Genomic DNA, 26,605 nt, shown 5'->3' on the forward strand with positions numbered 1-26,605 from the left:
GTCGGCGACCTCCTCAGCGGACTCAAAAACATCTACACCGGCACCTACAAAGACGCCCTCCCCGGCCTCGGACACCTCAACGACATCAAGCTCGGTGACAACATCAAGCTCGGCGACAGCGTGCCCGGCGTCGGGCACGGGGACAACGTCAAGTTCGGTACCGACGAGCCCGTCATCAAGGGCAACTACGTGGAGTGGCACGACGGGACACGGCTCAACCTGGACGACGGTTCCGTCATCAAGCCGGACGGCACCCACGCCCCGGCCAGCGGCGAGCTGTCGGCCGCCGACCGCGCGCTGCTGGAGAAGTCCCTCCCGCACGCCGGTGAATCGGTCCCGGTCGGCGCCAAGCAGCCGGTGCTGGTCGGCGCGGGAGACCGGGCCGGCCACGTCGGCGAGCCCCCGACCACGCCGGGCGGCCGGGTGCCCGACGGCATGTCCCACGACCTGGGCCGCACCCCCGGCGGTACGTCCGGCGACCTCGGCCGTACCCCTGGCGGCACCGCCCACGACCTCGGCCGCGGTCCGGCCAACGACCTCGACCGGGGCACGACGGGCGGAAGCCGCGGTGGCTCGGGGCCCTCGACGGGCGACACGGCGGGGCACTCGGCCGATGCGGACCACGGGAGCACCCCGGGTCACGGCGGCACTCCTGACCACAGCGGCACCCCTGGCCACGGCGGGCACCAGCCCAGCGGTGGCGGGTCCGGCTCCGGCGGCCACGACGGCGAGCCGCCGAGCGGCGGGCACGGCGGCAGCGGCGGCCCGCACCCGGGCTACGACGGTCCCAGCCGGTGGAACGGAGCCAGCGCGCGCGAAATCATGGACCATCAGGTCCAGCGGGCCCGGCACGAGGACGGGTACCTCCAGAAGTACTACCGGGACAACGGATACCGGAAGTTCTCCAACGTCCCGGACGAGAGCGGCCTCGTACCGCCGCAGCTCGTCAAGCACCCGACCACGGGCGAGTGGATCGCCAAGAGCGACGAGCCGCCGCCGATCCCGGAGAAGTACCACGCGGGCGGCGACGTGAAGCGCGGCCCCTCGACGGTGGTCACGCCCGAGGGCCGGAAGATCCTCGACCAGGCCGCCCACGACCGGCATGTCTCGGTCACCGCCGACAACGCGATCCACCCGAAGGTCAACGACGCCAAGAAGCTCTACGAGGCGCACCCGACGCAGGAGAACCTCGACGCCTGGAACGAGGCGAAGGCCGAGCACGCACCGCTGCACGAGGCGATGACGAAGGACACCGAGGCCTTCGGTGAGGCCGTCGCCAGGCACCACGTGATCCCGGAGCACTATCCCGACGCCAAGTGGGAGACGCTCGACGGCCCCAAGAACGGCAACGACCAGTTCGACCAGGTGTGGAAGCGTGACGACGGCAGTTTCGTCGTGGTCGAGGCGAAGAGCAGTATCGAGACCGAACTCGGCCAGCGCAGGCTGCCGAACGGATTCAACGCACGCCAGGGATCCCGCGAATACTTCGAGGACATTCTCAATGAGATGGAGAAGCGGGGGCGTGCCAACCCGAACGAACTCAGACTCCACCAGGAGCTCAGCGAGGCCCTTGAGCAGGGAAAGCTCGACTACATCCTGGTGAAGGGGAACCCCAAGGCAGGAATGTACGCTGGATATTCGATGCGCCGCTTCGACCTTGGGTAACGGGAGTTTCTGATGACGGTGAACGTAACGCGGCACGGTGGCCCCGGACCCGACGACGAGGCGTACGCGCAGACGCTCTGGAAAGGTCTCGCGCGCACGATCGCGAGCCTCCATGACAGGCCGCGCAACTTCGGTCTGGCGTTGAACAATTCGCTCTCCTGCGTGCAGGCCTGGCTCGCCGTCAACCCCGACGGCTCCCAGCTGGAAACCTGGGAGGCCGTGACCACGGCCATGCAGGTGCACTCCGCCGCGTTCGCCGCGGCCTGCGCCACGGAGGGCACCGGCGAGTACCGGATCAACCACGAGCTCCACGCCATCCCCGCGACCGGGCCGCAGTACTACGCCAACGCGGGGAACTGGCTGACCGCGTTCTGGTTCGCGGTCGTCTGCCGCGACCAGGCCCGGATGACCCAGCTCTGCGAGATCCCCCTCGACGTACTGCGCGCCTCCGGCGCCGAGGGCGACGAGTACGTCCACCACTGGGTGGACGCGCTCCAGACCTACTGGCTCGAACGTCCGGGCCTGGCCGAGAAGTTGACCCTCGCCATCCAGACCTCGCATCCCGACGTCGCCACCATCGCCCCCCGCGATCTGCTGCAGAACATCCTCTACCAGCCCATCAATCTCTTCCACCGCTTCCTCGTCAAGGACCACGAGGCCTTCAACCAGGCGCTGTTGGAGGCGGTCCAGGCCCACAAGGCGTACTGGACCGCCACCGCGAAGCGGGAGGGCAGCGTGGAGGGCTACCTCGCCCTCGGCCCGCTCGCCATCGCCTGCCTCGCCCACGACGCCGGTTTCGAGATCGACATCGAGACGCCCTACTTGCCGGGAGAACTCCTGCGCCGCGCCTGGCTCGGCGAATTCCCCACCTGAGTAAGGACGAGGCCCGAGGAGCGCGCGGCCCGTCCCCCGTGGGAGGGGGCGGGCCACTGCTCAGGGCCTCGGGCTCTATGGAGCCAGCGCCGCCTCGGCGTACTGGGTGGCCACCTGCTCGAACTGGAGCACCGCGTGTGCCGAGACGGTGTGCACGTCGCGCCAGCAGCGCTGCACCGTGCCCGCCGCGTCGCGGGCGTGCAGGCCGCCCGTGCGGAAGAGGCGCTCCACGGCGGTGACGAGGAGGTCGATCACGACCGAGGCGTCCCGCTGGTTGCGGGCGACGCCGAGCCGGGTCACCGGATCCTCGTCGGCCCGCCGGACCGCTTCCGCCAGCATGAGTGCGGCCGCGTCGATCTCCGCCGACGAGCGGGCGAGCGTCCGGTGCAGTTCGCCGCCCGCAGCGGCCCCCGCCGCGACCTTCGGGGCCGCCCACGTCGACCACGCGTGCAGGGCGGCGCGGGCCGCGCCGAGGGCGGGGGCGCAGAAGATCAGGCCGCCGACCAGGTGGGCGGGGACGCTGTGGCAGCGGGGGCCGTCGCCGTCCGTGCGCCCGGCCATGAGGTCGGCGAGCGCGAAGGAGCGGTGGCCGGGCACCGAAGTCGGCGCGAGGACCACGGTGTTGCTGCCCGTGCCGCGCAGTCCGGTGCTGTGCCAGGAGTCGACCACCTCGACATCGGCGTACGGTACGGCGAAGACGCGTACCGCGCCCGGCTCCTCGGGGAGGGTGGCCGCGAGCAGCACCCAGTGGGCGCTGTCGATGCCGCTGACGCACTCCCACTCGCCGCTCAGCGTCCAGTCGCCGCGCGGGGTGCGCACCGCGCGGGCCGCGTGGGGCGCGAGTCCCGCGGCGATCCGGACGTCGGGCGACGCCCCCCACAGGTCGCGCCGGCCCCGCTCCGGCAGGAACGCCCCGAACCTGCTGTGCGCGGCCCACAGTCCGGCGCACCAGGCGGCCGACGCGCACGCCTCGCCCACCTCGGCCACGGCCGTGAGCAGAGAGGCGAAGTCGCCCTCGCGGCCGCCCCATTGGCGGGGTACGAAGTAGGCGGGGAACCCGGCGCGGGTGAGGGCCGTCACCGTGTCGGCGGCCAACTGCCTTTCCTGGTCCGCTAATTCGGCGCCGCGCGCGGCCATGGTGATGGATTGGCCCACCAACAGCTCGTGTGGGGCGGTCAGTTCGGCTTCCAGCGTGCGCAGCGTCATGCCCGTGCCCCCTGTGCGGGGATGTAGGCGAGCCGGGGTGCCGCGGGGCGGGACCACAGGGTGGTGATGGTGACGAAGGAGTGGCCGTTCTGGTAGGCGCCGATGCGCAGCCGGCGCAGCGACGGGTCGCCCGTCGGCTCGTCCGCCTCCTCGACCACCAGCCGGGTGGGCTCGTCCAGTTCGCCGAAGGCCAGGCACTCGACCTGCGCGGAGACCAGGGACAGCGGGGCGCCCGCGTCGCCTTCGCGGACCAGCAGATGGCCGAGCTGGCGGGCGCCCTCCATCGCCACCATCAGCGGCACGTGGTCGCTGGGGTGGTCGAAGAAGATCGCGTGGTCGGTGTCGACCCGGAGCCACCACGAGCCGTCGCGCACGCCGCGCTCCAGTACGCAGTCCTTGCCGCGGAGCCGGCCGACCGCGGCCGGAGCGACCGGGGTCCGCTCCATCGGGTCGCCCTCGGTCCGGCGGGTACCGGCGTCGCGTCGGCGCAGCAGCGAGTAGCGGCGGTCGTCGACGGCGATGCCGCTGATCCGGCCGCGGCCGTACACCTGGCCGTCGATGGTCAGCACCACGTCGAGGCGCATGCCGAACCGGTTCGGCGGCCGGTTTCCCTCCCACGTCCACTCGGCTTCGAGGACCACGTCGAGCGGCGCGGCACCGACCTTGAGCGGCGCGGCGTCCTCGAAGTCGAAGCTCAGCCGGTCACCGATGAAGCGGTGCGTCAGCGGCACCCCGAAGTAGGTGTGCGGCAGGTAGACGAACATCTGCCGGATCGTTTCCGCGAAGAGCAGCGGATCGGTGCGGCCCGCCGCGTCGGGGTTGTGCAGTGCGTGGTCGCGGGGCCACTGGGCGGCGACCAGGAAGCGCCGCTCGCCGAGCCGGACGCTGTCGGTGAGCAGCACCTCCGCCACGGCCGCCCGGTGGACCAGGCGCCGGGGCACCGGCTGCTGGAAGGAGAGCCCGTGCTCGCCGTCCCTGTCGTACGTGGCGCTGTCGTACGTGGCTCTCGTGCCCGGCACCGAAGGTTCGAGAACGGGTCTCGGCGCGATGGACGTCTGCCTCACAAAATCCCCCAATGAAGTGAGTGAACGGGCCGTGCCGCGGCGCGAGGGCCGCTCGGCACTCCAAGAACATACCTTCAAGAAGGTATAATGGGGAAGCCTTCCCAGGCGCTGAGACAGAACGCCAGGCACCGCACAGCCAAGAGAAGGGACTGGGCATGAGCACAAGGGCCCGCCAGAAACCCGCCGCCTCCGACCTCAAGCAGGAGCGCGCCGTCCGCACCCGCGCCCTGATCCTGGACGCGGCGGCGCGCGCGTTCGCGGACAAGGGCTACCCCGCCACCACCATCCTCGACGTGGCCGAGCTGATGGGCGCCACCAAGGGCGCCGTCTACTTCCACTTCGCCAACAAGAACGCGCTGGCGGTGGCGGTGACCGAGGAGTTCTACGTACGCCTGCGCACCGCCGCGAAGGAGGTGCAGGACCAGGCGCTGGCGCCGGTGGCCGCGGTCACCGAACTCCTCACCCGTACCGGCCTGATGTTCCGGGACGACGAGGTCATCCGGGCGGGGGCCAGGCTGCAGATCGAGCAGTCCCTCATCGACGCCGACCTGCCGACGCCGTTCCTCGGCTACACGGAGATCGTCACCGGTCTGCTGCGGGCGGCTGAGACGGAGGGCGCGCTGCCGGCCGGGAGCGACCCCGAGGCCATCGGCCGGGTGCTGGTTTCGGCCTTCTTCGGCGCCCAGCACATGTCCTGGGTGATGAACAACCGGGCGGACATCGCCGACCGGGTGCGCGAGATCCTCACCATCGTGCTCCCGGGCGCGGCGCGCAACTAGGGGCGTCCGCGGCCCCGTTGGGGCCGCGGCCCGGGGGCGCGATGACCGGATGGCGTACCACGGCGTCCGGATGCCGTATCGAAAGTGGCATCTTTTCGATCTTAAAAAAATTCCTTCTGGAGGGTATCTTTCGTCAAAAGAGCCCAGCTCATCGGAGAGGTGGCAGATGAACCAGCAGGAGCGGTCCCGGCGTACGCGCGAGCAGGTTCTCGACGCCGCGGCCCAGGAGTTCGCCCGCCTCGGATACGCCGATGCCGCCGTGCAGTCCGTCGCCGCGCGCACCGGGATGACCAAGGGCGCGCTCTACGGCCACTTCCCGTCGAAGGAGAGGCTGGCCGACGCGCTCGTGGCCGTCGGCGCCCAGAGCTGGGCCCGGCTGCTCCAGGAGTCCCAGGAGCCGGGCACCGCCCCGCTCGCCGCGCTGCGGGCGATCACCGTGGGTCTCGCGCACGCGCTGCGCGAGGACGCCAGGCTGCGGGCCGCGGTCCGGCTGGAGAACGACGAACTGCTCGCCGGGGGCGGCGGTGGCGGCCTGCTCGGCGATGTGCGCCAGGCCGTCGTGTCCGTGGTGCGGCGGGGCCAGGCCGCGGGCGCGGTGACGTCGGGCTACCGCGCCGAGACCATCGCCCAACTCCTGCTCTCGGTGATCCTCGGCGCGCAGTCGGCGGCCGCCCTGACCCGCGAGGACTCCTTCGAACCGTGGCTGGAGCGGGTGTGGGAGCTGGTCCTCGCGATGATCAGCGGAACCCGCGCCCGCGGTTGAGCCGATGCCCGGCCATGACCCACCGGACACCCCCTAGTTCACGCCCGGCAGGATGCGGCCGCCCGCCTCGGTGACGTGGGCGCACAGCGCCGGGTCGTCGCCCACGGCGACCGGATGGCCCACGGCGCGCAGCAGTTGCAGGTCCGAGGCGTGGTCGCCGTACGCGAAGCAGTCCGCGGGATCCACCCCGTGACCGGCCGCCCAGGCGACGGCGACGGACGCCTTCGCGGCGCCGATCATCGGCCGCACCACCTCACCGGTGAGCCGGCCGTCCATGACCACCGGGGCGGTGCCGAACACGTCGTCCGCGCCGAGGTGTTCGGCGATCGGGTCCAGGCAGGCGAAGAACGACCCGGACACCAGGACCGCGGCGTCACCGGCCGCCCGGTGCCGGCGCAGCGCGTCGAGGCCGGGCGGATGGAAGAAGCCGCCCGCTCTCATCTGCTCCTGGAACCAGGCGTTGCCCTGCTCGGCGAGAGCGTCCTGCGACGCGCCCGCGTACAGCGCGTAGTACGCGCGGTTCGCCACCTCCCGCGAGACGCCCCGGTCCCGGAGCCCCAGGATGCCCGCGCGGGCGTCCTCGTACGCGCTCGCCGGACGGTCCTCGGCCGCGAAGTGGAAGCGGAGGAAGCCGAACAGGGTCTTCTGGGTCACCAGCGTCTCGTCCACGTCGAAAAAGGCCGCACGGCGGGGCGGGGTCATGAGGATCTCTCCTTGAGGAGGGCGTGCGCGCGTCAGCGGACGCGGGCGCGGCCGAAAATGTGGGGGTGGCCGACAGGAAACGGGGCCCGAGGGCCGCCACAGCCATCACGCCCGAGATCATCGACTGTGCGGATCGCCCTGAAAACCCCGGTTCCAGTGGCTGGTACCGGGTGCGTGGCGGAGCTCAACCCTCCGCCAACCCGAGGTAAAACAAGTCGTGTTCGGGCCAGTTTCGGCTAGTCGCCTACCCGCTGGACCTCCGTCACGATCCTGCTGACGACGGCCGCGGTCCGGTCCTGGAAGTAGAAGTGGCCGCCGCGGTAGAGGTGCTGTCCGGCCGGGCGGTCGGTGGCGTCCACCCAGGCCACGAGCTGGCGCGGGGAGACCACCGGGTCGTCGGCGCCGCCGAACAGCGAGAGCGCGACCGGCATCCGGACGCCCGCCGCGCGCGGCCGCCAGCCCTCGGCGAGCCGGAAGTCGTCCCGGATCCGGGGGGCGATCCGCCGCCAGACGTCCTCGTCGTCCAGCGCCCTGGCCGGCATCCCGCCCATCTCGGCGAGGACCGTACGCAGTTCCCGGTCGGGCAGGGTGTGCACGGGGCTGCTCCGCAGGGTCTCGGCGGCCAGCCGCGGGGCCCGGCAGGCGGACACCCCGAGCCAGCGCGGCATCCGCGCCCCCAACTCGGCGAGCCGGGCGGTCAGTTCATAGGCGACGGCCGCCCCCATGCTGTGCCCGAAGAGGGCGAAGGGGCGGTCGAGGCGGGGCCGGATGGCGTCGATGAAGTACGCGGCGAGCGCTCCGGCGTCCCGCAGGGCGGGCAGCCGGCTCAGCCGGCGGCGGCCCGGCGCCTCAAGCAGGCACGCCTCCCAGTCGGCGGGGAAGTGCGGCACCCAGTCGGCGAACACCCGGTGCGATCCCGCCGCGTGGTGGAACAGGAAGATCCGCACCGAGGGATCGGCGACCGGTCGCGGTCTGACGACGGACAGGGCGTACGGGTCATTCACTTCTGCCACCTCCGCGATCACTGCTGCCACCTCCGACTGCCGTTGCGATCAAGAGGACGAGGCGGGGGGGGGGGGGGCACCCCCCCCCCCCCCCCCCGCCCCGCGCGCGAGTGCCTCAGGGCACCAGGACCAGGCGGCCGCGGGTGCCGCCCTTGGCGAACCGGGCGTGCGCCTCGGCGGCCTCGTCGAAGCCGAAGGTGCGGGCCAGGCGCAGCGTCAGCGCACCGGACTCGACCAGGAACACCAGCTCGGCGAGCTGGTCGGCGTTGCTCTGCACCGAGACCGCGTCGACGCGGATGCCGCGCTCGGACTGCGGCGCGGCCGGGCCGAACACTCCGGTGTACGCGCCGCCGTCACGGACCGCGGCCAGTGCGGGGGCGCCGAGCACCGCGGTGTCCAGGACGCCGTCCGCGCCCTCGGGCAGGGCCGCGCGGACCGCCTCGGTGAGGGCGTCGGTGCGGGCGATGAACGTGGCACCCGTACCGGTGACGAAGTCGCGGTCCTCGGGGCCCGCGACACCGTAGACCTTGAGGCCGCGGCGGGCGGCGAGCTGGAGGGCGTAGCCGCCGACCGCGCCGGCCGCGCCGGTGACCACCAGGCTCTGCCCCTCGGACAGGCCCAGCAGGTCCAGGGCCTGGAGGGCGGTGAGCCCGTTGAGCGGCAGGGTGGCCGACTCGGCGGCCGAGGCGCCGGTGGGGGCGATGGCGACAGCTGAGGCGTTCAGGACGATGTACTCGGCCTGGGCGCCGGCCAGCGTGCCGAACCAGTCGGACAGGCCGACCACGGCCTCGCCGGTCTTGAAGTCGTCCACGCCCTCGCCGAGCGCGTCGACGGTACCGGCGACGTCCCAGCCGAGCGGGTACTGGTCGAGCTCCGGCAGGAAGGGGGCGAGTCCCCCGGCCCGGGTGGCCACGTCCACCGGGTTGACCGTGGCGGCCTGGACCTTGATGCGGACCTGGCCGGCGGCGGGCTCGGGAAGCGGCACCTCGGCGACTTCCAGGACGTCCGGGTCTCCGAAGGCCTTGACGACGATCGCGCGCATGGAAGGAACCTTTCACAGGGGGATGGTTGGGAAGCGAGGTGCCGGGCCGCCGCGCTGGGGGCGGCCCGGCACCGTGGAAGAACCGCGAACCGTAGAAGAGCTACGAACCGCGAGACAATTACGAACTGGCCTCTGCACGGCGGGACTTGGGCACGAAGAACACCGCCAGCAGGACCATGCCGGCCAGCAGCACGCCGCCGTTGACGAGCGTCGCGGTGCGTACGCCGTCGAGGACCGCCTGGGCGTCGCTGCGGCCGGGGTGCGCCTGACTGGCCTGGGCGGTGGCGATGGTGCTCAGGACCGGGACGCCCAGGGTCAGGCCGACCTGCTGGGTCAGGGTGGTGAGACCGGTCGCCAGGCCCTGCTCGGCGTCCGGCAGGCCGGAGGTCGCCGTCACCATGTAGGAGACGACCGCGGTGATGTGGCCGTAGCCGGAGACCGCGGTGCCGACCAGGACCAGGGTGATCCAGCTCTTGGTGTCGCCGACGAAGAACAGCAGGAAGCTCGCCGAGGCCTGGACGGCCAGGCCGACGACCAGGCCGCCGGGGCCGCCCACCTTGCCGATGAGGCGCGGGGCGACGGTGCCGCCGACGAAGGCCGCGGCGCCGAGCAGACCGAAGGTCAGGCCGGTGACCAGCGGGGAGTAGCCGAGGACGCGCTGGAGGTAGAGCGTCATCAGGAAGGTCAGGCTGCTCGCCATGGTGAAGCTGATGAAGCCGCCGAGGTTGCCCCAGCGGACCGTGCGGCGCTTGACCACCCGGACCGAGACCAGGGGTTCGGCGGTGCGCAGCTCGATGGCCCAGAACAGCGCGAGCAGGGCGATGCCGGCGATGAGCGGGATGAGCGTCGCGGCGCTGGTCCAGCCCTTCTCCTGGGCGGTGCTGATGCCGTACACCAGGGCGAGCAGACCGCCGGAGACCGTGATGGCGCCGGGGACGTCGAGCTTGGCGGTACGTTCGGCGCGGCTCTCCTGGATGACGGACAGGCCGATGAAGAACACGGCGGCGCCGACCGGCACGTTGATGAAGAAGGTCGCGCGCCAGCTCAGCAGGTCGGTCAGGACGCCGCCGAGCACCGCGCCGGTGATGAAGCCGGCCGACAGCATCGCGCCGTTGAGGCCGAGGGCCTTGGCGCGCAGCGGGCCTTCGGAGAACGTCGTGGTGAGCAGCGAGAGTGCGGCGGGGGTGACGATGGCGGTGGCCAGGCCCTGCGCGACGCGGCCGACGAGCAGCATCTCGGGCGAGGTGGCGAGACCGCCGACCAGCGAGGCGAGGGTCAGCATGCCCATGCCGGTCAGGAACAGCCTGCGGCGGCCGAACAGGTCGGCGACCCGCCCGAAGAGCAGCGTGAATCCGGCGGCGGCCAGCGCGAACGCGGTGGTCACCCACTGGAGCGAGCCGATCGAGAAGCCGAGCCCGGTGCCGATGTCCGGCAGCGCCACGTTCAGGATCGAGAAGTCGGCGGCCAGCATGAACTGCGAGCCGAGGAGCAGGACCAGGATGAGGCGCTGACGGGACGTCATGCGCGGCTGCGGCGGATCGGCGACCGAGGCGATGGTCGGCGTTTCACTGACGGTTGCGGACATGGGAACTCCTACCCGGGAGGGGATGCGGTGACGGCAGTGGGGGGATTCATCGCTGGAGGGTGAGCGAGCGGCTTGCCACCTCCGCCTCGTCCACGGGGGCAGGGACGGGCGCCGCGGCGGGGGCCGGGCGGCGGGACCGGCTGAGCAGCCGGACCAGCGGCATCTCGACGGCGTAGTACAGAACCGTCGCGGCGAGCAGCGAGATGGCGAGGATCAGCGCGGTGACGCCGATCGCCTGGGGGGTGTCCCAGGAGCGGGTGGCGCCCAGTGCGTAGTGCACCCAGCGGATCACCAGCTGGTGGACCATGTAGAAGGCGAAGGACACATTGCCCAGCCACACCATGGTCCGGCCGCGCCACGGCGAGGACTTGCCCTGGAGGTCGGCCACGGCGACCGTGGGGATCAGCAGGGCGAGCGGGATGACGGCACCGGCGACCAGACCGAACAGGTAGGGCAGGTACGAGGAGCCGATGTAGCCGGCCAGCGCGAGGGCGGTCGCGGGCCACAGGCCGATGCGCGGCCAGCGGCCGGACTCGACGATGAGCGCGAGGACGATGCCGAGCACGAACTCCAGCATCCGCACCGGCGGCAGGGTGTAGACGAACCACATGCGGTCCTCGGACACCGGGAGGCCCGGCACCAGGGGTCCGCCGTGGAAGAAGGTGTTGGCGAGCACCGGCATCAGCCAGACGAGCCCGACCAGCAACACGGCGGTCGGCCAGAGGAGTTGGGGACGGATGCGGCGTACGGCCCACAGGGTCGCCGGGAACAGGAGGTAGAAGAACGCCTCACAACCCAGCGACCAGCTGGGGATGTTCATGCTGAAGAACACTCCGGCGCGCGGGAACCAGTCCTGGATCATGAACAGGTTGGGCAGCGAGTCCAGCCCGATGCCGCCGAACGAGCCGGTGAGCGTCAGGCCGCTCAGCGACAGGAAGACGAACGCGAGGGCCCACGTCACCAGGTGGTTCGGGATGATCTTCACAGCACGGCGGCGCCAGAACTTCCGGGCCGGGTCGTACTTCCGGGCGGTCCAGGTGAGCAGGAAGCCGCTGAGGATGAAGAAGAAGGTCACCCCGACGCCGCCCTGGCTCGCCGAGTGCGACATCCACTTGTTGACGGCGGGCGAGGCGAAGATGGCCACGGCGTAGATATGGAACGAGAAGACCATCAGCGCTGCGACGGTGCGCAGGCCGGTGAGCGAGGGAAGTCTGTCTCTGCTGGGTGGCGCGACGGACGTGGTCACGGCGATCAATTCCTGCTTTCTTTTTCTCCAGGCGCATTGCCTTACGTAAGTGCAGTTGCATGTCCCGGCGCCCTTTTGACGCTAGTGGCGCCACCACGCTCCGGGAATTCCGCTTTGGGTGCGTCCGGCTGTGTCAAAAGTGGTACGGGCCAGGGGTGTTGGGGCGGCTGAGCGGTCATGTGGGAGTCCGCGGCACCGCGCCCTGAAGGGGCGCGGGGAACTGCGCGACCAGCCACGGCCGGTCCGCAGCCGACGAACGCCACTTCCCGCGGAGCGCTTAAGCGGCGTCGGGGTGGGCGGCGAGGACCGGGCGGACGGTGGCCAGCGCGTTCAGGGTGCGCGGGATGCCCGCGTACAGCGCGACCTGCGCGACCGCCTGGACCACCTCGCCCTTCGTGGCGCCGGCCCGCAGCGCGCCCGCGGTGTGGAAGGCCAGCTGGGGGGCGCTGTCGCCGAGCGCCGCGAGCATGCACACGGTGGCGAGTTCGCGGGTGCGCAGGTCGAGGCCCGCGTCGCCGATCAGGGCGCCGAGGCCGTGCTGGATGTGCGCGCCGAGGCCCGGCGCGAGGTCGCCGATGGACTCCCACGGCGTGCTGTCGCCCGGGGCGGCCAACGCGCGGAACACCTCCTCCCCGGTGCGCGGGGCGAGGGCGGGACTGACGTCGACGGACATGGTGAGCCTCCTGGGAAATACCTCTTAGGACGCACTTGGGCATGCCGCCGGAGGCATTCCGGTGTCACGCAATCGGAATACCCGGCGGGCCGCTGAGTGCATAGCGTTGGCTGGCGGAACAGGTGCGGGGCGAAAGGGCGTCAGGGCGGAACGGGCGTCATACGACGGCCGGGGAAGCGCGGCGAATGCGTCCGCTCAGCCAGGTGTCCGGGCCGAAGGCGCGCTCGTCGAAGACCTTGAACTCCTCGGCGGTGAACGCGAAGAGCCGCGGGGCCGCTCCGGAGGGATCGGGCCGCACGGTGGTGCGCGCGGCTTCGGCGAACACCGGGAAGCGGGCGCCGAACTCTTCGATGCCGCGCGCCAGTTGGGCGCCCTTCGCCGCCTCGCAGCGGCCTTGCAGCTGGAGGCCCTGCCGGGTGCCGGGGGTGCCCGGCTGGCCGGTGTCGGCGACGGTCACCGACACCCGGCCCGCACTGTTCACCAGGTTCCTGACGTGCCCCGACGCGGGCCGTGTGAGGCAGTACAGATGGAGGTCCGAGTCGTATGCGAAGTAGGCGTTGTGCGACCAGGGCGCTCCGTCGTCGCCGACGGTCGCCATGGACAGCAGTCTGGTGCCGGCCAGCAGGCACTCGATGGACTCCGTCACCGCCAGGAAGCCGGGTTCGCCGTCCGGGCCGTGGTCCAGTTCGATGCGCATCGGGGAATGCGTCTCCTCTACGGGGGCCGGCGGCGGCCCGGGGGATTGGCCGCCGCCGGAATCTGGGGGGCCGGGGCTCAGGACAGGAAGTGCCCGCCGTCGACCGTGACGACGGAGCCCGTGCTGAAGCCGTTGTTCATCAGGTACACGTAGGTCTGCGCGACCTCGGAGACCTGGCCGACCCGGCCGACGAGCAGCTTGTCGCCGAGCGCCTGGTACAGCTCCTCCGGCTCCGCGACGCTGCCGTCCCACAGCTCGGTGCGGGTCGGCCCGGGGCGGACCACGTTCACCCGGATCGGGCCGAGCTCCACCGCGAGCGCGCGGCCGAGCGCCTCGGAGGCGCTGGTGATGGAGGCGGCGACCATCCAGCCCTTGGCCGGGCGGGCGCCGGCGCTGCCCGAACTCAGCACGATGGAACCGCCCTTGCGGATGTGGGCGGCGCCGTGCCGGGCCGCGGTGAACGCGCCCCAGTAGCGGACCTTGAAGAACTCCTGCGCCTGCGCCACGTCCGTCTCGTCGAAGGACTTGATCTGGAGCGGGTCGCCCGCGGTGTAGACGAGGTGGTCGAACTCGCCGAGCTCCGCGAAGAACTGGCGTACCTCGTCCTCGTCCGTGACGTTCAGGCGGAAGCCCTGGGCGTCGTCCGGCAGGCGCTTGAGGGCCCGGTCCACCTTGTCCTGGCTGCTGGAAGCGATGACCACCCGGGCGCCTTCCGCGGCGGCCAGTTCGGCGACCGAGAAACCGATTCCCGAGCTGCCGCCGAGGAGCACCACACGCTTTCCTGCAAGGCTCATTTCCGTACCTTCCCGATTGTTTTCGGCGAGTCGAATTTCTGCTGTGCCAACAGTGCCCGGAAATCAACTCGGCCGTCCAATACCTAAATTGATTCCTGTGATACCCAAACCGCAAGAGAAGGCCGGTGAATACAGTGGACCTCGATCTCCGCAAAGTGCGCTACTTCGTGGCCGTGGCCGATCTGCTGCATTTCGGCAGGGCGGCCGAGGTGCTGCATATCGCACAGCCCGTACTGAGTCGGCAGATTCGCTCGCTGGAACAGGACATCGGGCTCGAACTGCTCGCCAGGAACCGGCGTTCGGTGGCCCTCACGGCGGCCGGGCGGCAGTTTCTCGACGACGCCCGCGGCCTGCTGGCGACCGCGCAGGCGGCCCGGCACCGGATGTACCGGGCGGCGGGCGGGGAATCCCATCTCACCGTCGGCTTCGGCTGGGGGATGACGGTGGCCGCGATCACCGCCGAATTCGCCGCGCGCCGCCCCGAGGTGGCCGTGGACGTGCGCCAGCTGGCCGCCCGCACCGAGGCGGCGGCCGTGCTGCGGGGAGCGGTGGACGTCGCGTTCGTACGGACGCCGGTGCCGCAGGACGGGATCGAGCTCACGCCGCTGGGCAGCGAGGAGCTGGTGGCCGCGCTTCCGGCCGGCCACCGGCTCGCCCCGGCCGCGGCGCTGACCGGCGCGGACCTGGACGGCGAGCCGCTGCTGCGCCGGGCCGGGAGCGCGCCGGCCGTGGTGCGCGGCGCGGCCTCGCTGGTGCGGGCCGCGTGGGGGGCGGGCCCGGTGGAGGAGGAGCTGGAGCTGGTGGCCCGCGGCTGCGGACTGACCCTGCTTCCGCAGTCCGCGGCCGCCTTCTACACCCGCCCGGACGTGCGCTACGTACCCGTCCTCGGCCTGCCCCCGCAGGAGATCTGCCTGGCCCGCGCGGCCACGGATCGCTCGGAGCTGACCGCGGCGTTTGTTCGCGTGGCGGAGGGGGTGGGGTGGGCCGGGGCCCGCCCCCTCGCCCCGGCCTAGACCTCCGAGTGTCGTCGGACAGCCGCGGGCCGTGCGTGGCTGGGCGCGCAGTTCCCCGCGCCCCTTGAGCCCCCCGCCGGTCCCTTACGGCTCCAGCACCACCTTCCCCGTCACATGGCCCGACTCGATCAACTCGTGGGCGGCCGCGGCCTCTTCGAGGGGGAGTGCGCGGTCCACGTGCGGGCGCAGCAGGCCCTTGTCCGCGAGGGCGGCCATCGCCTCCAGGCCCACGTAGTCGGGCTCCACCGACACCCCGGCGAACCGGAAGCCCGCCTCGCGGGTGCGCGCGGCGAGTGCGGTGTCCGAGCGGGCGATCGCGGTGACCAGGAGGCCCCCGGGGCGCAGGGTGCGCAGCGAGCGGTCCGCGTAGTCGCCGCCGATCAGCTCCAGGACCGTGTCGACGTCCGAGACCGCGTCGGCGAAGTCGACCGCCCGGTAGTCGATCACCTCGTCGGCGCCGAGCCCCCGCACGAACGCGTGCTTGGCCGCGCTCGCGGTGGCGATGACGTACGCGCCGTGCGCCTTGGCGATCTGCACGGCCAGATGCCCCACTCCTCCGCCGCCCGCATGGATCAACACCCGCTGCCCCGGCCCGACTTGGCCCACCTCGACCAGGCTCTGCCAGGCCGTGAGCCCGGCCAGCGGGATTGCCGCGGCCTGCGGGTGGGTCAGCGCGGCGGGCTTGCGGGCGAAGTGCCGCGAGGGGGCCGCGACGAACTCGGCGTAGGCGCCGGCCGCGCGCGGGAACAGCGGCATGCCGAAGACCTCGTCGCCCTCCTGGAAGCGGGAGGTGCCCGGCACCACGTGCTCGACCACGCCCGAGACGTCCCAGCCCAGGACGAAGGGCGGCTGCCCGTGCAGCGGGAAGGCGCCGCTGCGGATGATCGCCTCGACCGGGTTGACCCCGATCGCCTTGACCCGCACCAGGATCTCGGTCGGCAGGGGCCGGGGCCGCTCGGCCTCCCCCACCTTCAGTACCTCCGGGCCGCCGAAGGCCTGCTGGACGATGGCTCGCATACGAATTCTCCTGTCGTGTCCGGGAGTCGGTACGCCTTCCATCCTTCCCGCTCCCCACCACGGGGGAAGCCCGAACTGTTCCGACGGGGTAGCCGGATACCACTTTTGAAACCCGGCCGGGGACCCATGGGGGAATTCAATTCCGGCCGACCGCTCACTAATGTCGGATCACGTCAGGCCGCAACAACTCAAGGCCACACCGGATTTCAGGGAGAAAACCCGTGACCATTCAGCAGGATGTCGCCATTTCCGCACCCGCCACGCTCGGCTCGGAAGGCGACGACGGAATCATCCTGACCGTCGTCGCCAGTTTCGAGAACATCGCCGCCGAGCACCGCGACGAATTCCTGGAGTCGGCCCAGCGCGAGGCATTCCTCTCGCTGCGGGACGAGGAGGGGACGATCAGCTACCACATCGTTCCCGACCAGGACGACCCGACGCGGGTGGTGTTCCAGGCGACGTTCACCGACGAGGCCTCGTACGAGCAGCACCGCAACAACGCGCCGGCCCAGGAATTCCTGGAGATGGTGGCCCGCAACAAGATCGACGGGCCGAACATCTACGTCAACAACTTCTCCGTCCCCAACGTCAACCACCCGCCGCGCGGCATCTGAGGCAACCGGCCCCCGCCCCCCTTCGATGGAGCAGGACATGACCGACAACACGCCCACCGTTCTGATCACCGGAGCCACCGCCGGTCTCGGCCGCCACCTGGCCCGGGAGCTGGTGGCCGGCGGCCGGCGCGTGCTGGTGCACGGGCGGGATCCGGAGCGGGTCCGCCAACTCGCCGCGGAACTGGGCACGCTCGCCATCCCGTGCACGGCCGATCTGTCCTCGCTCGCCGAGGTGGAGTATCTGGCCGAACAGGTCCGTGCCGTCACGCCCCGCCTGGACGTCCTGGTCAACAACGCCGCCGTGGGCTTCGGCCCGCCCGGCGAGACCAGGCAGACCAGCCGGGACGGGCACGAGCTGCGCTTCGCCGTGAACTACCTCGCCCCGGTGGCGCTCACCCGCTCGCTGCTGCCGCTGCTGACCCGCACGGCCCCGGCCCGCGTGGTCAACATCGGCTCGGTGGGCCAGGCGCCCTTCGACCCGGCCGAGGCCACCTTCTACGACAACTACCGCGGTGTGGTGGCCTATCGGCGCGCCAAGCTGGCCCTGGTGGCCTTCACCTTCGACCTCGCCGAGGAACTGCGCGGCACCGGGGTCACCGTCAACTGCCTGCATCCGGCGGGCTTCATGGACACCGGCATGGTGCGCGAGAGCCACATCCAGCCGCTGGCCACCGTCGAGCAGGGCGCCGCGCCCACCCTGCGCCTGATCACCGACCCGTCCGTCGCGCACGTCACGGGCGAGTACTTCGACGGCTTCTTCCCGGGCCGGGCCCTGTCCCAGGCGTACGACCGCCAGTTCCTCGGGAAGCTGCGCAAGGTCACCGACCAGCTGCTCGGCCGGGTGGAGGTGCCCGCCGGGGTCTGCCCTTACACGTACGAGGGCCAACTCCCCGCCGTCGGCGGCGCGTTGGGCCCGGTGAGCTTCCGGATGTCCGGCGCCCCGACCCTGCTGCGCGCCACTGTCCGGGGCTGAGCGCACCCCCTGCACCGCACGACCAGCGACAGGAAAGGAGTGTCATGACTTCCGCGATGGCTTCGTGGGCGTCCATCGACGACAGTCTGGGCCCGGTGGGCCGGCGGTTCTTCGGTGACGGACACCGGAGGGTCGACTACCGGTTCGGCGACGTGGTCGTCGCCCCGGGCCCGCCGGGCAGCGGCACCATCACCGCGACCGCCTCGGTGATCTGCCCGCCCGACTGGTCCAAGAAGGGCGACACCGACCAGCGTCCGCACCTGAGCACCATCGACGCCCTGATCATCGGCGGCCGGCTCGGCGAGATGTTCCTGACCCGCCGGCACGGCCTGAGCGAGCGCGAGCGGGCCGCGATGTGGGTGCGCCGCGTCGAGATCCGCGCCGGTAACGCGCCGGACGAGGAGCACCTCGAAGCGCTGAGCGCCGAGGCGCGGCTGCGCACCACCCGCGAGCACGACGCCGACCCGTCGGCCGCCCTGTCGGTCCTCGACTGCACGGTCGGCGGGATGCGGATCCGGTGCGACATCGTCCACCCCGCGGGCCGCCTCGCCGAGGCCGGCACCGCCTCCTACGACACGGACCTCGTGGACCTGCCCGCGGGCGTGTACGGCGAGGGCTTCAAGCACCGCCGCCAGCCGATCACCGGGGTCACCGTCGACCTCGCCCGGCAGCGCGCGGACGCCACCGTCAGCGTGGTGCCCGTGCCCGGCGCCCACCGCAGCGCGGTCGGCATGGAGGGCGCGCACCAGCCGTCCGTCTCCTTCGTGGACGCCTTCGTCGTCGCCCTCCAGATGGGCCAGGCGCTCCTGTACGGCCTGGACGAGGTGGAGCGCGCCCGCAGCAACACGCTGTGGATGCGCCGCACCGTCCTGGAGAGCGAGAGCCCCGACCGCCCCGCGGCGGACCCGTTCGAGGTGACCACCGAGCTCACCGACAGCACCCTCCTGGAGGTGCGCGGCGCCCTGTGGCGCACCGCCGACATCACCAGCAACTGCGCGGGCGTCCGCGTCATGTGCTCCGTGACCCATGAGATCCCCCGGCTCGCCGCCACCGCCGCCGGCTGAGCATCGGCCCAACTCCCCTAGCTGAAAAGGCAGTACGCACATGAGGCTTGGCATTTCCGGCACCTACTCGTCCGGGAAGACACTGACCGCGCTCGCCCTCGCGCACTACACCGGGCTCCCGCGCACCATGGCGAAGACCATGCGGGAGATCCTCCCGGAGGCGGCGCCCGGCAAGACCCTGGAGGAGTGCACCGCCGCCGAACTGCTCCAGATGATCGTCGTGCGGCACACCGAGCGGGTGAAGTACGAGTACCAGCTCGCCGACGGCTTCGTCTCCGACGGCTCCTCGCTCCAGGAGTGGATCTACGGCGCCCTGCGGGTGCGGGTCGGCATCAACCCGAACGACTCGGTGAACCTCGCCGAGGGCGAGGACGTCGAACGCACCGCGGAGATCGCCTTCTTCGACCAGGTGATGCGGCAGCTGGGCGTCTCGTTCAAGCAGCACGTCAAGCGGAGCTTCGACGCCTTCATCCACCTGCGCAACGAGCTCCCGCTGTCGGCCGACGGCCACCGGCCGGTCAACAACCGGTTCCGCACCATGGCGGACGAGCGGCTGCTCGAAGTCCTCGCCGAGCTGGAGATCCCCGTCCACGTGGTCGGCGGCCCGCTGCCGGAGCGGCTGCGGACCATCGTCGCCATCACGGGTCTGACCCCGGTCATGACCGAGGACGAGGCGATAGCCAAGGCACGGGAGGCGTACGGGCGGATCGACACCACGATCGAGACGCAGCGCGAGCCGGCGCTCGCCGGCTGACCACCCAACCGTCCACACGAGCCATCCGACGACCAACCGGCAGACAGTTGACGCCGTGAGCCGGTCAGTCGCCGAATGGTCTCGCTCAGACCATCGAGGGTCCAGCATGGATAGTACTACCCGACTGACGGCTGTCCTGGAGGGGCTGGGGACCGCGCTCCCGCCCCGTGTCGTCACCAACGCGGAGCTGGCCGAGCGGCTCGACACCTCGGACGAGTGGATCCGCAGCCGCACCGGAATCACCGAACGGCGCATGGCGGGACCGGGAGTCGCCACCAGCGACCTCGCGGTCGAGGCGGGCGAGCGGGCCCTGAAGTCCGCCGGGGTCAGCGAGGTCGACCTGGTCGTCGTGGCCACCACCACCCCCGACCACCCGTGCCCGGCCACCGCACCCGACGTGGCCTCCCGGCTCGGCCTCGGCCCGATACCGGCGTACGACATGGCCGCGGTCTGCTCCGGATTCGTGTACGCGCTCTCGGGCGCGGCCGGGGCGATCGCCTCCGGCCAGGCCGAACGCGTGCTGGTGATCGGGGCGGAGACCTTCACCTCGATCATCGACCCCGAGGACCGCTCCGGCGCGGTCATCTTCGGCGACGGCGCGGGCGCGGTGGTGCTGCGGGCCGGCCGGGCCGACGAGCCGGGCGCGCTGCTCGGCTTCGACCTCGGCAGCGACGGTGCGCTCGCCGACCTCATCAAGATCCCCGGCGGCGGTTCGCGGCAGCGGGCCGGCGGCCAGGCACCCGACCCGGCGGACTCCTGGTTCACGATGCAGGGCCGCCAGGTGTTCACCAACGCCGTGAAGCGGATGGCCGGTTCGGCCGGCGGGCTGCTCGAACGGATCGGCTGGCCGGTCGAGTCGGTGGACCGGTTCGTCGGCCACCAGGCCAACGTCCGCATCCTGCACGCCGTCGCGGAGCAGCTCGGGGTGCCCGTGGAGCGCGCGGTGATCAACCTCGACAAGGTCGGCAACACCTCGGCGGCCTCCATCCCCCTCGCGCTCGGCGATGCCGCGGCGGCCGGTGACATCACCGCCGGCGACCGGGTCCTGATGAGCGCCTTCGGCGGCGGTGTCACCTGGGGCTCGGCGGCCCTGGTGTGGCCCGAGCTCGTCCCCGTGTGAACTGCCCCGCATCTCCCACCACTTGACCCGGAAGAAGGAGAAAGTCGATGTCACAGCTGCTGGCCGACGACCTCATACAGATCCTGACCGACAAGTACGGCCTGCCCGGCGAGGACCTCTCGCCCGAGACGCGCTTCGACGCGCTTGAGTTCGACTCGCTCGTCATGGTGGAGCTCGCGGTGATCCTGGAGCGCCGGCTCGGCATCCCCGTCACCGACGACGAGCTGCTGTCCGTGGAGTCCATCGGCGAGGCCGCCGAGCTGCTCAGCACCAAGGGTGTGACGGTCTGATGGAGTGGGACACCACGCGCGCGCCGCTGGCCGGCGACTCGCCGGAGGTGCTGATCGTGGGCGCGGGCCCGGTGGGCATCACGCTCGCCTGCGAGCTGCTCCAGCAGGGCGTACGCATCCGTCTGATCGACCGCCGGGCACGCATCGACGAGTCCGACCCGCACTCCAAGGGCATCCTGGTGTGGCCGCGCAGCCTGGAGGTGCTGCGCCGGATCGGCGTCAGCGAGCGCCTGGCCGCAACGGGCCACCGCAGCAAGGGAGTCGGCTACTACTCCGAGGGCCGGCTGCGCGGCACCGCGCACCTGCACAGGCTGCCCGACTCGCCGTACCCGTTCGTCCTCACGCTGCCCCAGCGGGAGACCGAGCGGGTGCTGCGGGACCGGCTCGCCGAGCTCGGCGGGACCATTGAGTTCGGCGTCACCCTGGAGGAGCTGGACACCACCTCGCAGACCCTGCCGCGGGCCGTGCTCAGCCACGCCGACGGCTCCGCCGAGACCGTGCTCCCGCTGTATCTGGTGGGCGCCGACGGCCCCGGCAGCGCCACCCGCGAGATGCTCGGCATCCGCTTCGACGGCGAGCCCATCGACGTCACGTACGCCATCGGGGACGCGCCCATCACCGGCGGGGTGCCCGCCGACGCGCAGTACTACTACTCGCGGGACGGCGTGGTGGCGCTGGTGCCGCTGGCCGGCGGGCACTACCGGATCGCGGCCAACATCCCGCATCGGGGCGCGGACGAGGGCAACCCGTCGCGGGAGCTGATCGAAGAGGTCATCAACCGCCGCGCGCACACCGCCTTCAAGGTCGGCGAGCCGGTGTGGACGCGCTCGTTCCGGCCCCGGCTCGGGCTCGCCGAGCGCTTCAGCCAGGGGCACTGCTTCCTGGTCGGCGACTCCGCGCACGTCATCAGCCCGGCCGGCGGCCAGGGCATGAACATCGGCTTCCAGGACGCCGCCAACCTGGGCTGGAAGCTCGGCGGGGTGATCCAGGGCCGGCTCGACGAGGCGATCCTGGAGACGTACCACCCCGAGCGCAGTGTCGGCGCCGTACGGATGTCCAAGACGTCCGCCGCGCAGGCCAGGTTCGCCATGCAGCGCTCCACCCTGCGCATCGCGGTGCGCGACGCCGTCTTCGTGACGGCGAGGTGGACCGGTCTGATCCAGAAGATCCTGGTGCCGCTGCTCGCCCAGGCGGACGTCGACTACTCCGAGTCCGTCTCGGATCCGCTGTTCCGCCGGATCCCGCACCCGGCCCGCGTCGGCCAGCGGGTGCCGCTGTTCGCGCCGCCGGTCCAGGACAACGGGGTGCCGGCGCTCGACCCGTACAAGTACACCGTGGTGCTCTGGCCGGGCGGCCGGACCCCGCAGGGCTGGGCGGCCACGGCCGCCGGGCTGCGGCGCCGCTTCACCGACCAGGTGGCCGTGCTCGACCTGGGCGCGGTGGACCCGTCGGCCGCGAAGCCGCTGCGCCGGGCCTTCGGCAGGCGCCCGGTCATCGCGACCGTACGCCCCGACGGCCACCTGGCCCACCTCGCGCCGGTCACCGCGCCCGAACAGGCGCAGGCCTTCCTGCGCAAGGCCGCCCCCACCGAGGTCCCGGTCCCGGTCCTCACCTGAGGAACCGTCCGGCATCCGGCAGCTGCACCTGCCGAACTCCCTTGTCCAGCACACCAGTCACCAGGAGAGAACCATGTCCGTCCAGACCGTCGCCAACGCCACCGAGACGATCCAGGAGTTCTTCACCCGCTTCGGCGCGGGCGATCTGACCGCGCTGCTCGACCTGTTCGCCGACGAGGTCGACTGGAACGTCCCCGGCTCGGCCACCGTGCCGTGGACCGGGCGCCGCTCGACCAAGGACGAGCTGGCGGCGTTCTTCAAGAGCGCGGGCGAAGAGGTCGAGGCCACCGAGCGGTTCGAGGTGGACCGCATCGTCGCCGACGGCGACACCGGGATCGCGCTCGGGCGCTTCATCCACGTGATCCGCCGTACCGGCAAGAAGTTCAGCTCGGAGTTCGCGCTGCACATCGCGGTCGCCGACGGCCGGATCCGGCTCTACCACATGTTCGAGGACGGCCACGCGGCCGCCGAGGCGTTCGCCGCCTGACCGCCGGGGTGCCCGGCGCGGGGCGGGAGGGGGCTCACCTCTCCCGCCCCGCGGGCTGCGGCGCGATCAGCGAGGCGGCGACCGCCTTGTTGACGGCGTCGATCCGGGAGACCGCGCCCAACTTCCCGAAGATATTGCGCAGATGGCGCTTGACCGTGCCCTCGGTGATGTTCAGCCGGGCCGCGATCTGACGGTTGCTCAGCGCCTGGGCGACCAGGGTGAGCAGTTCCCGCTCCCGGGGCGAGATCCGGTTGTCCTGCGCGCCCGGCGCCAGCGCCGCGAACTGCGACACCGAGATCTGGACCTCGTCGCCCTCGCGCATCACACCGCGGATCACCGACGCCAGATGGTGCCTGCTCACCCGCTTGTTGAGATAGCCGCGGATGCCGAGCGCCAGCAACTCCCGGACCAGGTCCGGGCTTTCGTGCATGCTGAGGATGATGATCCGGGTGCGCGGGGACACTTCGAGGACCCGCTGGACGGTGACGCCCACCGGGGCGCCCGGCATCTCCACGTCGAGCAGCAGCACATCGGGCCGCAGCCGGGCCGAGAACGCGGCCGCCTGAGCGCCGTCCGCCCCGTCGGCCACCACCTCGAAGTCCGCCTCCGCCTCCAGGCATTCGCGCAGGGTCTCCCGCAGGATGGCGTGGTCGTCGGCGAGCAGGATGCGTACCGGGGTCCCGGTCATGACCGCCGCCCGCCGGCCGGCAGCGGCAGGCACGCGGTGACCCGGGTGCCCCGGCCCGGCGCGGAGACGACGGTGACCGTGCCGCCCAGGGCGCGGGCGCGCTCGCGCATGGAGGCCAGGCCGATCCCGTGGCCGGCCGGTGGGTCGCCGATCATGTCGAATCCCTTTCCGTTGTCCTCGACGACCGCGGATACGGCCCTCGCGGTGATGTCCGCGTGGACGACGACGTGTTCCGCCGCCGCGTGCGTGGACGCGTTGCGCAGCGCTTCGCACAGGATCAGGAACAGCTGGCCGCGGTGCCGGTCGGGAAGCTGGGACTGGTGCCCGGTCAGGTGGACGGCCACCCGCGTCCCGGCCGGCAGGAGGGCCTCGGCGAAGGAGCGGAGGTCGTCGGCCAGATCGCCGCGGGCGGGGCGCGGGGCGCGGCCCGCGGACAGCTCACCGGCCAGCTCGCGGGTGACGCGCATCGCCTCGGCCAGCGCCCGCAGACCGCCGGAGATCCGCTCCGCGGCCAGCGCGGGATCCCGGGTCAGATGCAGCTCCACGAGCTCCAACTGGCGGTGCGCGACGGCGAGTTCGTTCCCCACCCGGTCGTGCAGCTCGCGTGCCACCCACTGGTGCCGGCGCCGGCCGGTCTCCTGCTGCTGCATCGGTCGTTCCTTCCTCGCTGGGTGCGTGACGGAGTACGTACAAACAGGGGAAGGCCCGGGGCGGCACCGACGGCGCACGCACCCTCACCAACGACCCCCACAATAAAATACCTTCACGAAGGAATCAATCTCTGGCATGCTGTTTCCCGGATCACCGCCCCGGCCGGCCGACGCCGGCCCCCAGTGGAGGCAGGAGTACACATGACCGTGCTCAAGGAGAGGTCCGACGCGCACACCCGGCTCGGCGAGCTGGAACGGCTGCGCGACCGGGCCCGCCGAGGACCGGAGCCCGAGGCCACCGAACGCCAGCACGCCCGCGGCAAGCTCACCGCCCGCGAACGCATCGCGCTGCTGCTCGACGAGGGCTCCTTCACCGAGATCGAATCGCTGCGCCGGCACCGCGCCACCGGCTTCGGCCTGGAGCACAGACGCCCCTACAGCGACGGTGTGGTCACCGGCTGGGGCACCGTCGAGGGCCGCACGGTCTTCGTCTACGCCCATGACTTCCGGATCTTCGGCGGCGCCCTCGGCGAGGCGCACGCAGAGAAGATCCACAAGCTGATGGACCTCGCGTCGGCGGCCGGCGCCCCGCTGGTCAGCCTCAACGACGGCGCGGGCGCCCGGATCCAGGAGGGGGTCTCCGCGCTGGCCGGCTACGGCGGCATCTTCCGCCGCAACGTGGCCGCCTCCGGGGTGATCCCGCAGATCAGCGTGATGCTCGGGCCCTGCGCGGGCGGCGCGGCCTACTCGCCCGCGCTCACCGACTTCGTCTTCATGGTCCGCGGCATCTCCCAGATGTTCATCACCGGACCCGACGTCGTCCAGGCCGTCACCGGCGAGAAGGTCAGCCAGAACGAGCTCGGCGGCGCCGATGTGCACGCCCAGCTCTCCGGGGTGGCCAGCGCCGCCTACGACGACGAGGAGGGCTGCCTCCAGGACGTACGCCATCTGCTGTCCCTGCTGCCCGCCAACAACCACGAGCTGCCGCCGGCCCTGCCGTGCGAGGACCCCGCCGACCGCAGCTGCGACGGGCTGCTCGACCTGGTGCCCGCCGAGCCCAACCGCGCCTACGACATGCGGCGGGTCATCGAGGAGGTCGTGGACGACGGCGACTTCTTCGAGGTGCACACCGCCTGGGCCGCCAACATCGTGTGCGCGCTCGCCCGGCTCGACGGCCAGGTGGTGGGGATCGTCGCCAACCAGCCCTCGGCGGTGGCGGGCGTCCTCAACATCGAGGCGTCGGAGAAGGGCGCGCGCTTCGTGCAGTTCTGCGACGCGTTCAGCATTCCGCTGGTGACCCTGGTGGACGTGCCCGGGTTCCTGCCCGGCGTCGGCCAGGAGCACGAGGGGATCATCCGGCACGGCGCCAAACTGCTCTACGCGTACTGCAACGCCACCGTGCCCCGCATCCAGCTGATCGTGCGCAAGGCCTACGGCGGCGCGTACATAGTGATGGACTCGCGCTCCATCGGCGCCGACCTGTCGCTGGCCTGGCCCTCCAACGAGATCGCCGTGATGGGCGCCGAGGGCGCGGCCAACGTCATCTTCCGCCGCGAGATAGCCGCGGCCGACGATCCGGACGCGGCCCGCGCCCAGCGCATCAAGGAGTACGAGACCGAGCTGATGCACCCCTACTACGCCGCCGAGCGCGGCCTGGTGGACGAGGTCATCGACCCGCGCGACACCCGCTCGGTGCTCATCCGCGCGCTGGCCATGCTGCGCACCAAACACGCCGACCTGCCGGCCCGCAAGCACGGGAACCCGCCGGTATGACGGCGCCGGAGTGCCGCCCCGCCGCCTTCCACGTCGTACGCGGCGAACCCGACCCGCACGAACTGGCCGCGCTCACCGCGGTGCTGCTCGGCCTCGCCCGGAACTCCGCCGCCGATCCGGACCCGGCCGGCCCGCCGCCCAGACCCGGCTGGCGCCGCCCGCGCCGGGCCCACCACCCCGGCGCCGGGTCCTGGCACCGCTGACACCTTCGGTACCGGGGGCTCCCACTTCCGTGGCAGCCGCCGTCCGGAGCCCCGCGGCGGCCGCTAGCGTTCCCGGAACGTCAGGGACGGAAGGAGTCAGCCGATGGCACCGGACACCACCATCCGCGAACAGGCCGCGGGGGAACAGGAGTTGAGCAGTCTCGACACCTGGGCCAGATGCGCGCCGATCCGGCTCGCCGGATACGAGGAGGACCTCGCGGAGCCGCACATACTGCCCGGAATCGACTGA

At 71.8% G+C, this 26,605-nt stretch carries 28 protein-coding genes and 1 pseudogene; 16 read left to right on the plus strand and 13 right to left on the minus strand.

The genetic code is table 11. The features are described 5' to 3' along the window. A pseudogene (locus ACIQ8J_RS29880) lies at positions 1-1,665 on the plus strand (hypothetical protein); the annotation flags it as partial. Positions 1,666-1,677: 12 nt separating this feature from the next. Then, the gene (locus ACIQ8J_RS29885; protein WP_403272818.1) at positions 1,678-2,538 is read left to right on the plus strand and encodes an immunity 49 family protein; all 861 of its coding nucleotides are present in this window, start codon (positions 1,678-1,680) and stop codon (positions 2,536-2,538) included. A gap of 75 nt (positions 2,539-2,613) precedes the next feature. Here the strand turns inward: ACIQ8J_RS29885 and ACIQ8J_RS29890 are convergent, their stop codons facing one another. Beyond that, positions 2,614-3,744, minus strand: coding sequence for an acyl-CoA dehydrogenase family protein (locus ACIQ8J_RS29890; protein WP_403608002.1), 1,131 nt, complete (start codon positions 3,742-3,744; stop codon positions 2,614-2,616). Then, positions 3,741-4,808: a ScbA/BarX family gamma-butyrolactone biosynthesis protein gene (locus ACIQ8J_RS29895; protein WP_403608004.1), complete on the minus strand. Its 1,068-nt coding sequence runs from the start codon at positions 4,806-4,808 to the stop codon at positions 3,741-3,743. The genes ACIQ8J_RS29890 and ACIQ8J_RS29895 overlap by 4 nt, the downstream gene beginning before the upstream one ends. A gap of 155 nt (positions 4,809-4,963) precedes the next feature. Between ACIQ8J_RS29895 and ACIQ8J_RS29900 the strand changes: the two genes are divergently transcribed. Both ACIQ8J_RS29900 and ACIQ8J_RS29905 read left to right on the plus strand, forming a co-directional pair. Next, on the plus strand, positions 4,964-5,587 hold the full coding sequence (locus tag ACIQ8J_RS29900) for a ScbR family autoregulator-binding transcription factor (RefSeq protein WP_403272815.1): 624 nt from the start codon (positions 4,964-4,966) through the stop codon (positions 5,585-5,587). A gap of 166 nt (positions 5,588-5,753) precedes the next feature. Further along, positions 5,754-6,350: a TetR family transcriptional regulator gene (locus tag ACIQ8J_RS29905; RefSeq protein ID WP_403272814.1), complete on the plus strand. Its 597-nt coding sequence runs from the start codon at positions 5,754-5,756 to the stop codon at positions 6,348-6,350. Positions 6,351-6,383: 33 nt separating this feature from the next. On the opposite strand, the gene ACIQ8J_RS29910 is transcribed toward ACIQ8J_RS29905, so the two are convergent. From ACIQ8J_RS29910 to ACIQ8J_RS29945, 8 genes are all read right to left on the minus strand, one after another. Continuing rightward, a complete protein-coding gene (locus ACIQ8J_RS29910; RefSeq protein ID WP_403272813.1) occupies positions 6,384-7,052 on the minus strand; it encodes an HAD family hydrolase in 669 nt (222 codons plus the stop codon). A 236-nt stretch (positions 7,053-7,288) separates the two neighbouring features. Further along, complete coding sequence (locus ACIQ8J_RS29915) at positions 7,289-8,056, minus strand: thioesterase II family protein (protein ID WP_403272812.1); 768 nt, start codon at positions 8,054-8,056, stop codon at positions 7,289-7,291. Positions 8,057-8,171: 115 nt separating this feature from the next. Continuing rightward, positions 8,172-9,098, minus strand: coding sequence for an NADP-dependent oxidoreductase (locus tag ACIQ8J_RS29920; protein ID WP_403272810.1), 927 nt, complete (start codon positions 9,096-9,098; stop codon positions 8,172-8,174). 118 nt (positions 9,099-9,216) lie between these two features. Next, positions 9,217-10,683, minus strand: a complete 1,467-nt coding sequence (locus ACIQ8J_RS29925; protein WP_403272809.1) for an MFS transporter — start codon at positions 10,681-10,683, stop codon at positions 9,217-9,219. 46 nt (positions 10,684-10,729) lie between these two features. Next, positions 10,730-11,929 carry an acyltransferase family protein gene (locus ACIQ8J_RS29930; protein WP_403272808.1) on the minus strand — a complete coding sequence of 400 codons (1,200 nt, stop codon included), beginning with the start codon at positions 11,927-11,929 and terminating at the stop codon, positions 10,730-10,732. Positions 11,930-12,206: 277 nt separating this feature from the next. Next, positions 12,207-12,602: a carboxymuconolactone decarboxylase family protein gene (locus ACIQ8J_RS29935; RefSeq protein ID WP_403272806.1), complete on the minus strand. Its 396-nt coding sequence runs from the start codon at positions 12,600-12,602 to the stop codon at positions 12,207-12,209. Positions 12,603-12,759: 157 nt separating this feature from the next. Beyond that, positions 12,760-13,299, minus strand: coding sequence for a pyridoxamine 5'-phosphate oxidase family protein (locus ACIQ8J_RS29940; RefSeq protein ID WP_403272805.1), 540 nt, complete (start codon positions 13,297-13,299; stop codon positions 12,760-12,762). 77 nt (positions 13,300-13,376) lie between these two features. Then, complete coding sequence (locus ACIQ8J_RS29945; RefSeq protein WP_403272803.1) at positions 13,377-14,093, minus strand: SDR family oxidoreductase; 717 nt, start codon at positions 14,091-14,093, stop codon at positions 13,377-13,379. Positions 14,094-14,218: 125 nt separating this feature from the next. Between ACIQ8J_RS29945 and ACIQ8J_RS29950 the strand changes: the two genes are divergently transcribed. Beyond that, the gene (locus tag ACIQ8J_RS29950; protein WP_403272802.1) at positions 14,219-15,106 is read left to right on the plus strand and encodes a LysR substrate-binding domain-containing protein; all 888 of its coding nucleotides are present in this window, start codon (positions 14,219-14,221) and stop codon (positions 15,104-15,106) included. Positions 15,107-15,190: 84 nt separating this feature from the next. Here the strand turns inward: ACIQ8J_RS29950 and ACIQ8J_RS29955 are convergent, their stop codons facing one another. After that, the gene (locus ACIQ8J_RS29955; RefSeq protein WP_403272801.1) at positions 15,191-16,123 is read right to left on the minus strand and encodes an NADP-dependent oxidoreductase; all 933 of its coding nucleotides are present in this window, start codon (positions 16,121-16,123) and stop codon (positions 15,191-15,193) included. 221 nt (positions 16,124-16,344) lie between these two features. On the opposite strand from ACIQ8J_RS29955, the gene ACIQ8J_RS29960 reads away from it, so the two are divergent. The 8 genes from ACIQ8J_RS29960 to ACIQ8J_RS29995 all read left to right on the plus strand — a co-directional run bounded on the left by ACIQ8J_RS29960 (position 16,345) and on the right by ACIQ8J_RS29995 (position 23,041). Continuing rightward, complete coding sequence (locus ACIQ8J_RS29960; RefSeq protein ID WP_403272800.1) at positions 16,345-16,737, plus strand: putative quinol monooxygenase; 393 nt, start codon at positions 16,345-16,347, stop codon at positions 16,735-16,737. Positions 16,738-16,774: 37 nt separating this feature from the next. After that, complete coding sequence (locus ACIQ8J_RS29965) at positions 16,775-17,710, plus strand: SDR family NAD(P)-dependent oxidoreductase (protein WP_403272798.1); 936 nt, start codon at positions 16,775-16,777, stop codon at positions 17,708-17,710. Positions 17,711-17,754: 44 nt separating this feature from the next. Beyond that, positions 17,755-18,774 (plus strand): AvrD family protein, encoded by a 1,020-nt coding sequence (locus ACIQ8J_RS29970; protein WP_403272796.1) that lies wholly within the window; start codon positions 17,755-17,757, stop codon positions 18,772-18,774. A 40-nt stretch (positions 18,775-18,814) separates the two neighbouring features. Next, a complete protein-coding gene (locus ACIQ8J_RS29975; protein WP_403272795.1) occupies positions 18,815-19,528 on the plus strand; it encodes an AAA family ATPase in 714 nt (237 codons plus the stop codon). 106 nt (positions 19,529-19,634) lie between these two features. Continuing rightward, complete coding sequence (locus ACIQ8J_RS29980; RefSeq protein ID WP_403272794.1) at positions 19,635-20,648, plus strand: beta-ketoacyl-ACP synthase III; 1,014 nt, start codon at positions 19,635-19,637, stop codon at positions 20,646-20,648. 47 nt (positions 20,649-20,695) lie between these two features. Continuing rightward, a complete protein-coding gene (locus tag ACIQ8J_RS29985) occupies positions 20,696-20,938 on the plus strand; it encodes an acyl carrier protein (RefSeq protein WP_365435046.1) in 243 nt (80 codons plus the stop codon). Then, positions 20,938-22,554, plus strand: coding sequence for an FAD-dependent monooxygenase (locus tag ACIQ8J_RS29990; RefSeq protein ID WP_403272792.1), 1,617 nt, complete (start codon positions 20,938-20,940; stop codon positions 22,552-22,554). The genes ACIQ8J_RS29985 and ACIQ8J_RS29990 overlap by 1 nt, the downstream gene beginning before the upstream one ends. A 73-nt stretch (positions 22,555-22,627) precedes the next feature. Next, positions 22,628-23,041 (plus strand): nuclear transport factor 2 family protein, encoded by a 414-nt coding sequence (locus ACIQ8J_RS29995; protein WP_403272791.1) that lies wholly within the window; start codon positions 22,628-22,630, stop codon positions 23,039-23,041. Positions 23,042-23,075: 34 nt separating this feature from the next. Here ACIQ8J_RS29995 and ACIQ8J_RS30000 read toward each other — a convergent pair whose 3' ends face one another. Further along, a complete protein-coding gene (locus ACIQ8J_RS30000) occupies positions 23,076-23,729 on the minus strand; it encodes a response regulator (RefSeq protein ID WP_403272790.1) in 654 nt (217 codons plus the stop codon). Next, entirely contained in the window at positions 23,726-24,379 is a 654-nt protein-coding gene (locus ACIQ8J_RS30005; protein ID WP_403272788.1) for a sensor histidine kinase, read from the minus strand. Before ACIQ8J_RS30005 ends, ACIQ8J_RS30000 begins: the two co-directional genes overlap by 4 nt. 201 nt (positions 24,380-24,580) lie before the next feature. Between ACIQ8J_RS30005 and ACIQ8J_RS30010 the strand changes: the two genes are divergently transcribed. The 3 genes from ACIQ8J_RS30010 (at position 24,581) to ACIQ8J_RS30020 (ending at position 26,605) form a co-directional block, all read left to right on the plus strand. After that, positions 24,581-26,152: an acyl-CoA carboxylase subunit beta gene (locus ACIQ8J_RS30010; protein ID WP_403272786.1), complete on the plus strand. Its 1,572-nt coding sequence runs from the start codon at positions 24,581-24,583 to the stop codon at positions 26,150-26,152. Further along, complete coding sequence (locus tag ACIQ8J_RS30015; RefSeq protein ID WP_403272784.1) at positions 26,149-26,355, plus strand: acyl-CoA carboxylase subunit epsilon; 207 nt, start codon at positions 26,149-26,151, stop codon at positions 26,353-26,355. The genes ACIQ8J_RS30010 and ACIQ8J_RS30015 overlap by 4 nt, the downstream gene beginning before the upstream one ends. Before the next feature lie 103 nt (positions 26,356-26,458). Then, the gene (locus ACIQ8J_RS30020; RefSeq protein WP_403272782.1) at positions 26,459-26,605 is read left to right on the plus strand and encodes a hypothetical protein; all 147 of its coding nucleotides are present in this window, start codon (positions 26,459-26,461) and stop codon (positions 26,603-26,605) included.

This window comes from Streptomyces sp. NPDC094147, assembly GCF_044764265.1.
Taxonomy (GTDB): domain Bacteria; phylum Actinomycetota; class Actinomycetes; order Streptomycetales; family Streptomycetaceae; genus Streptomyces.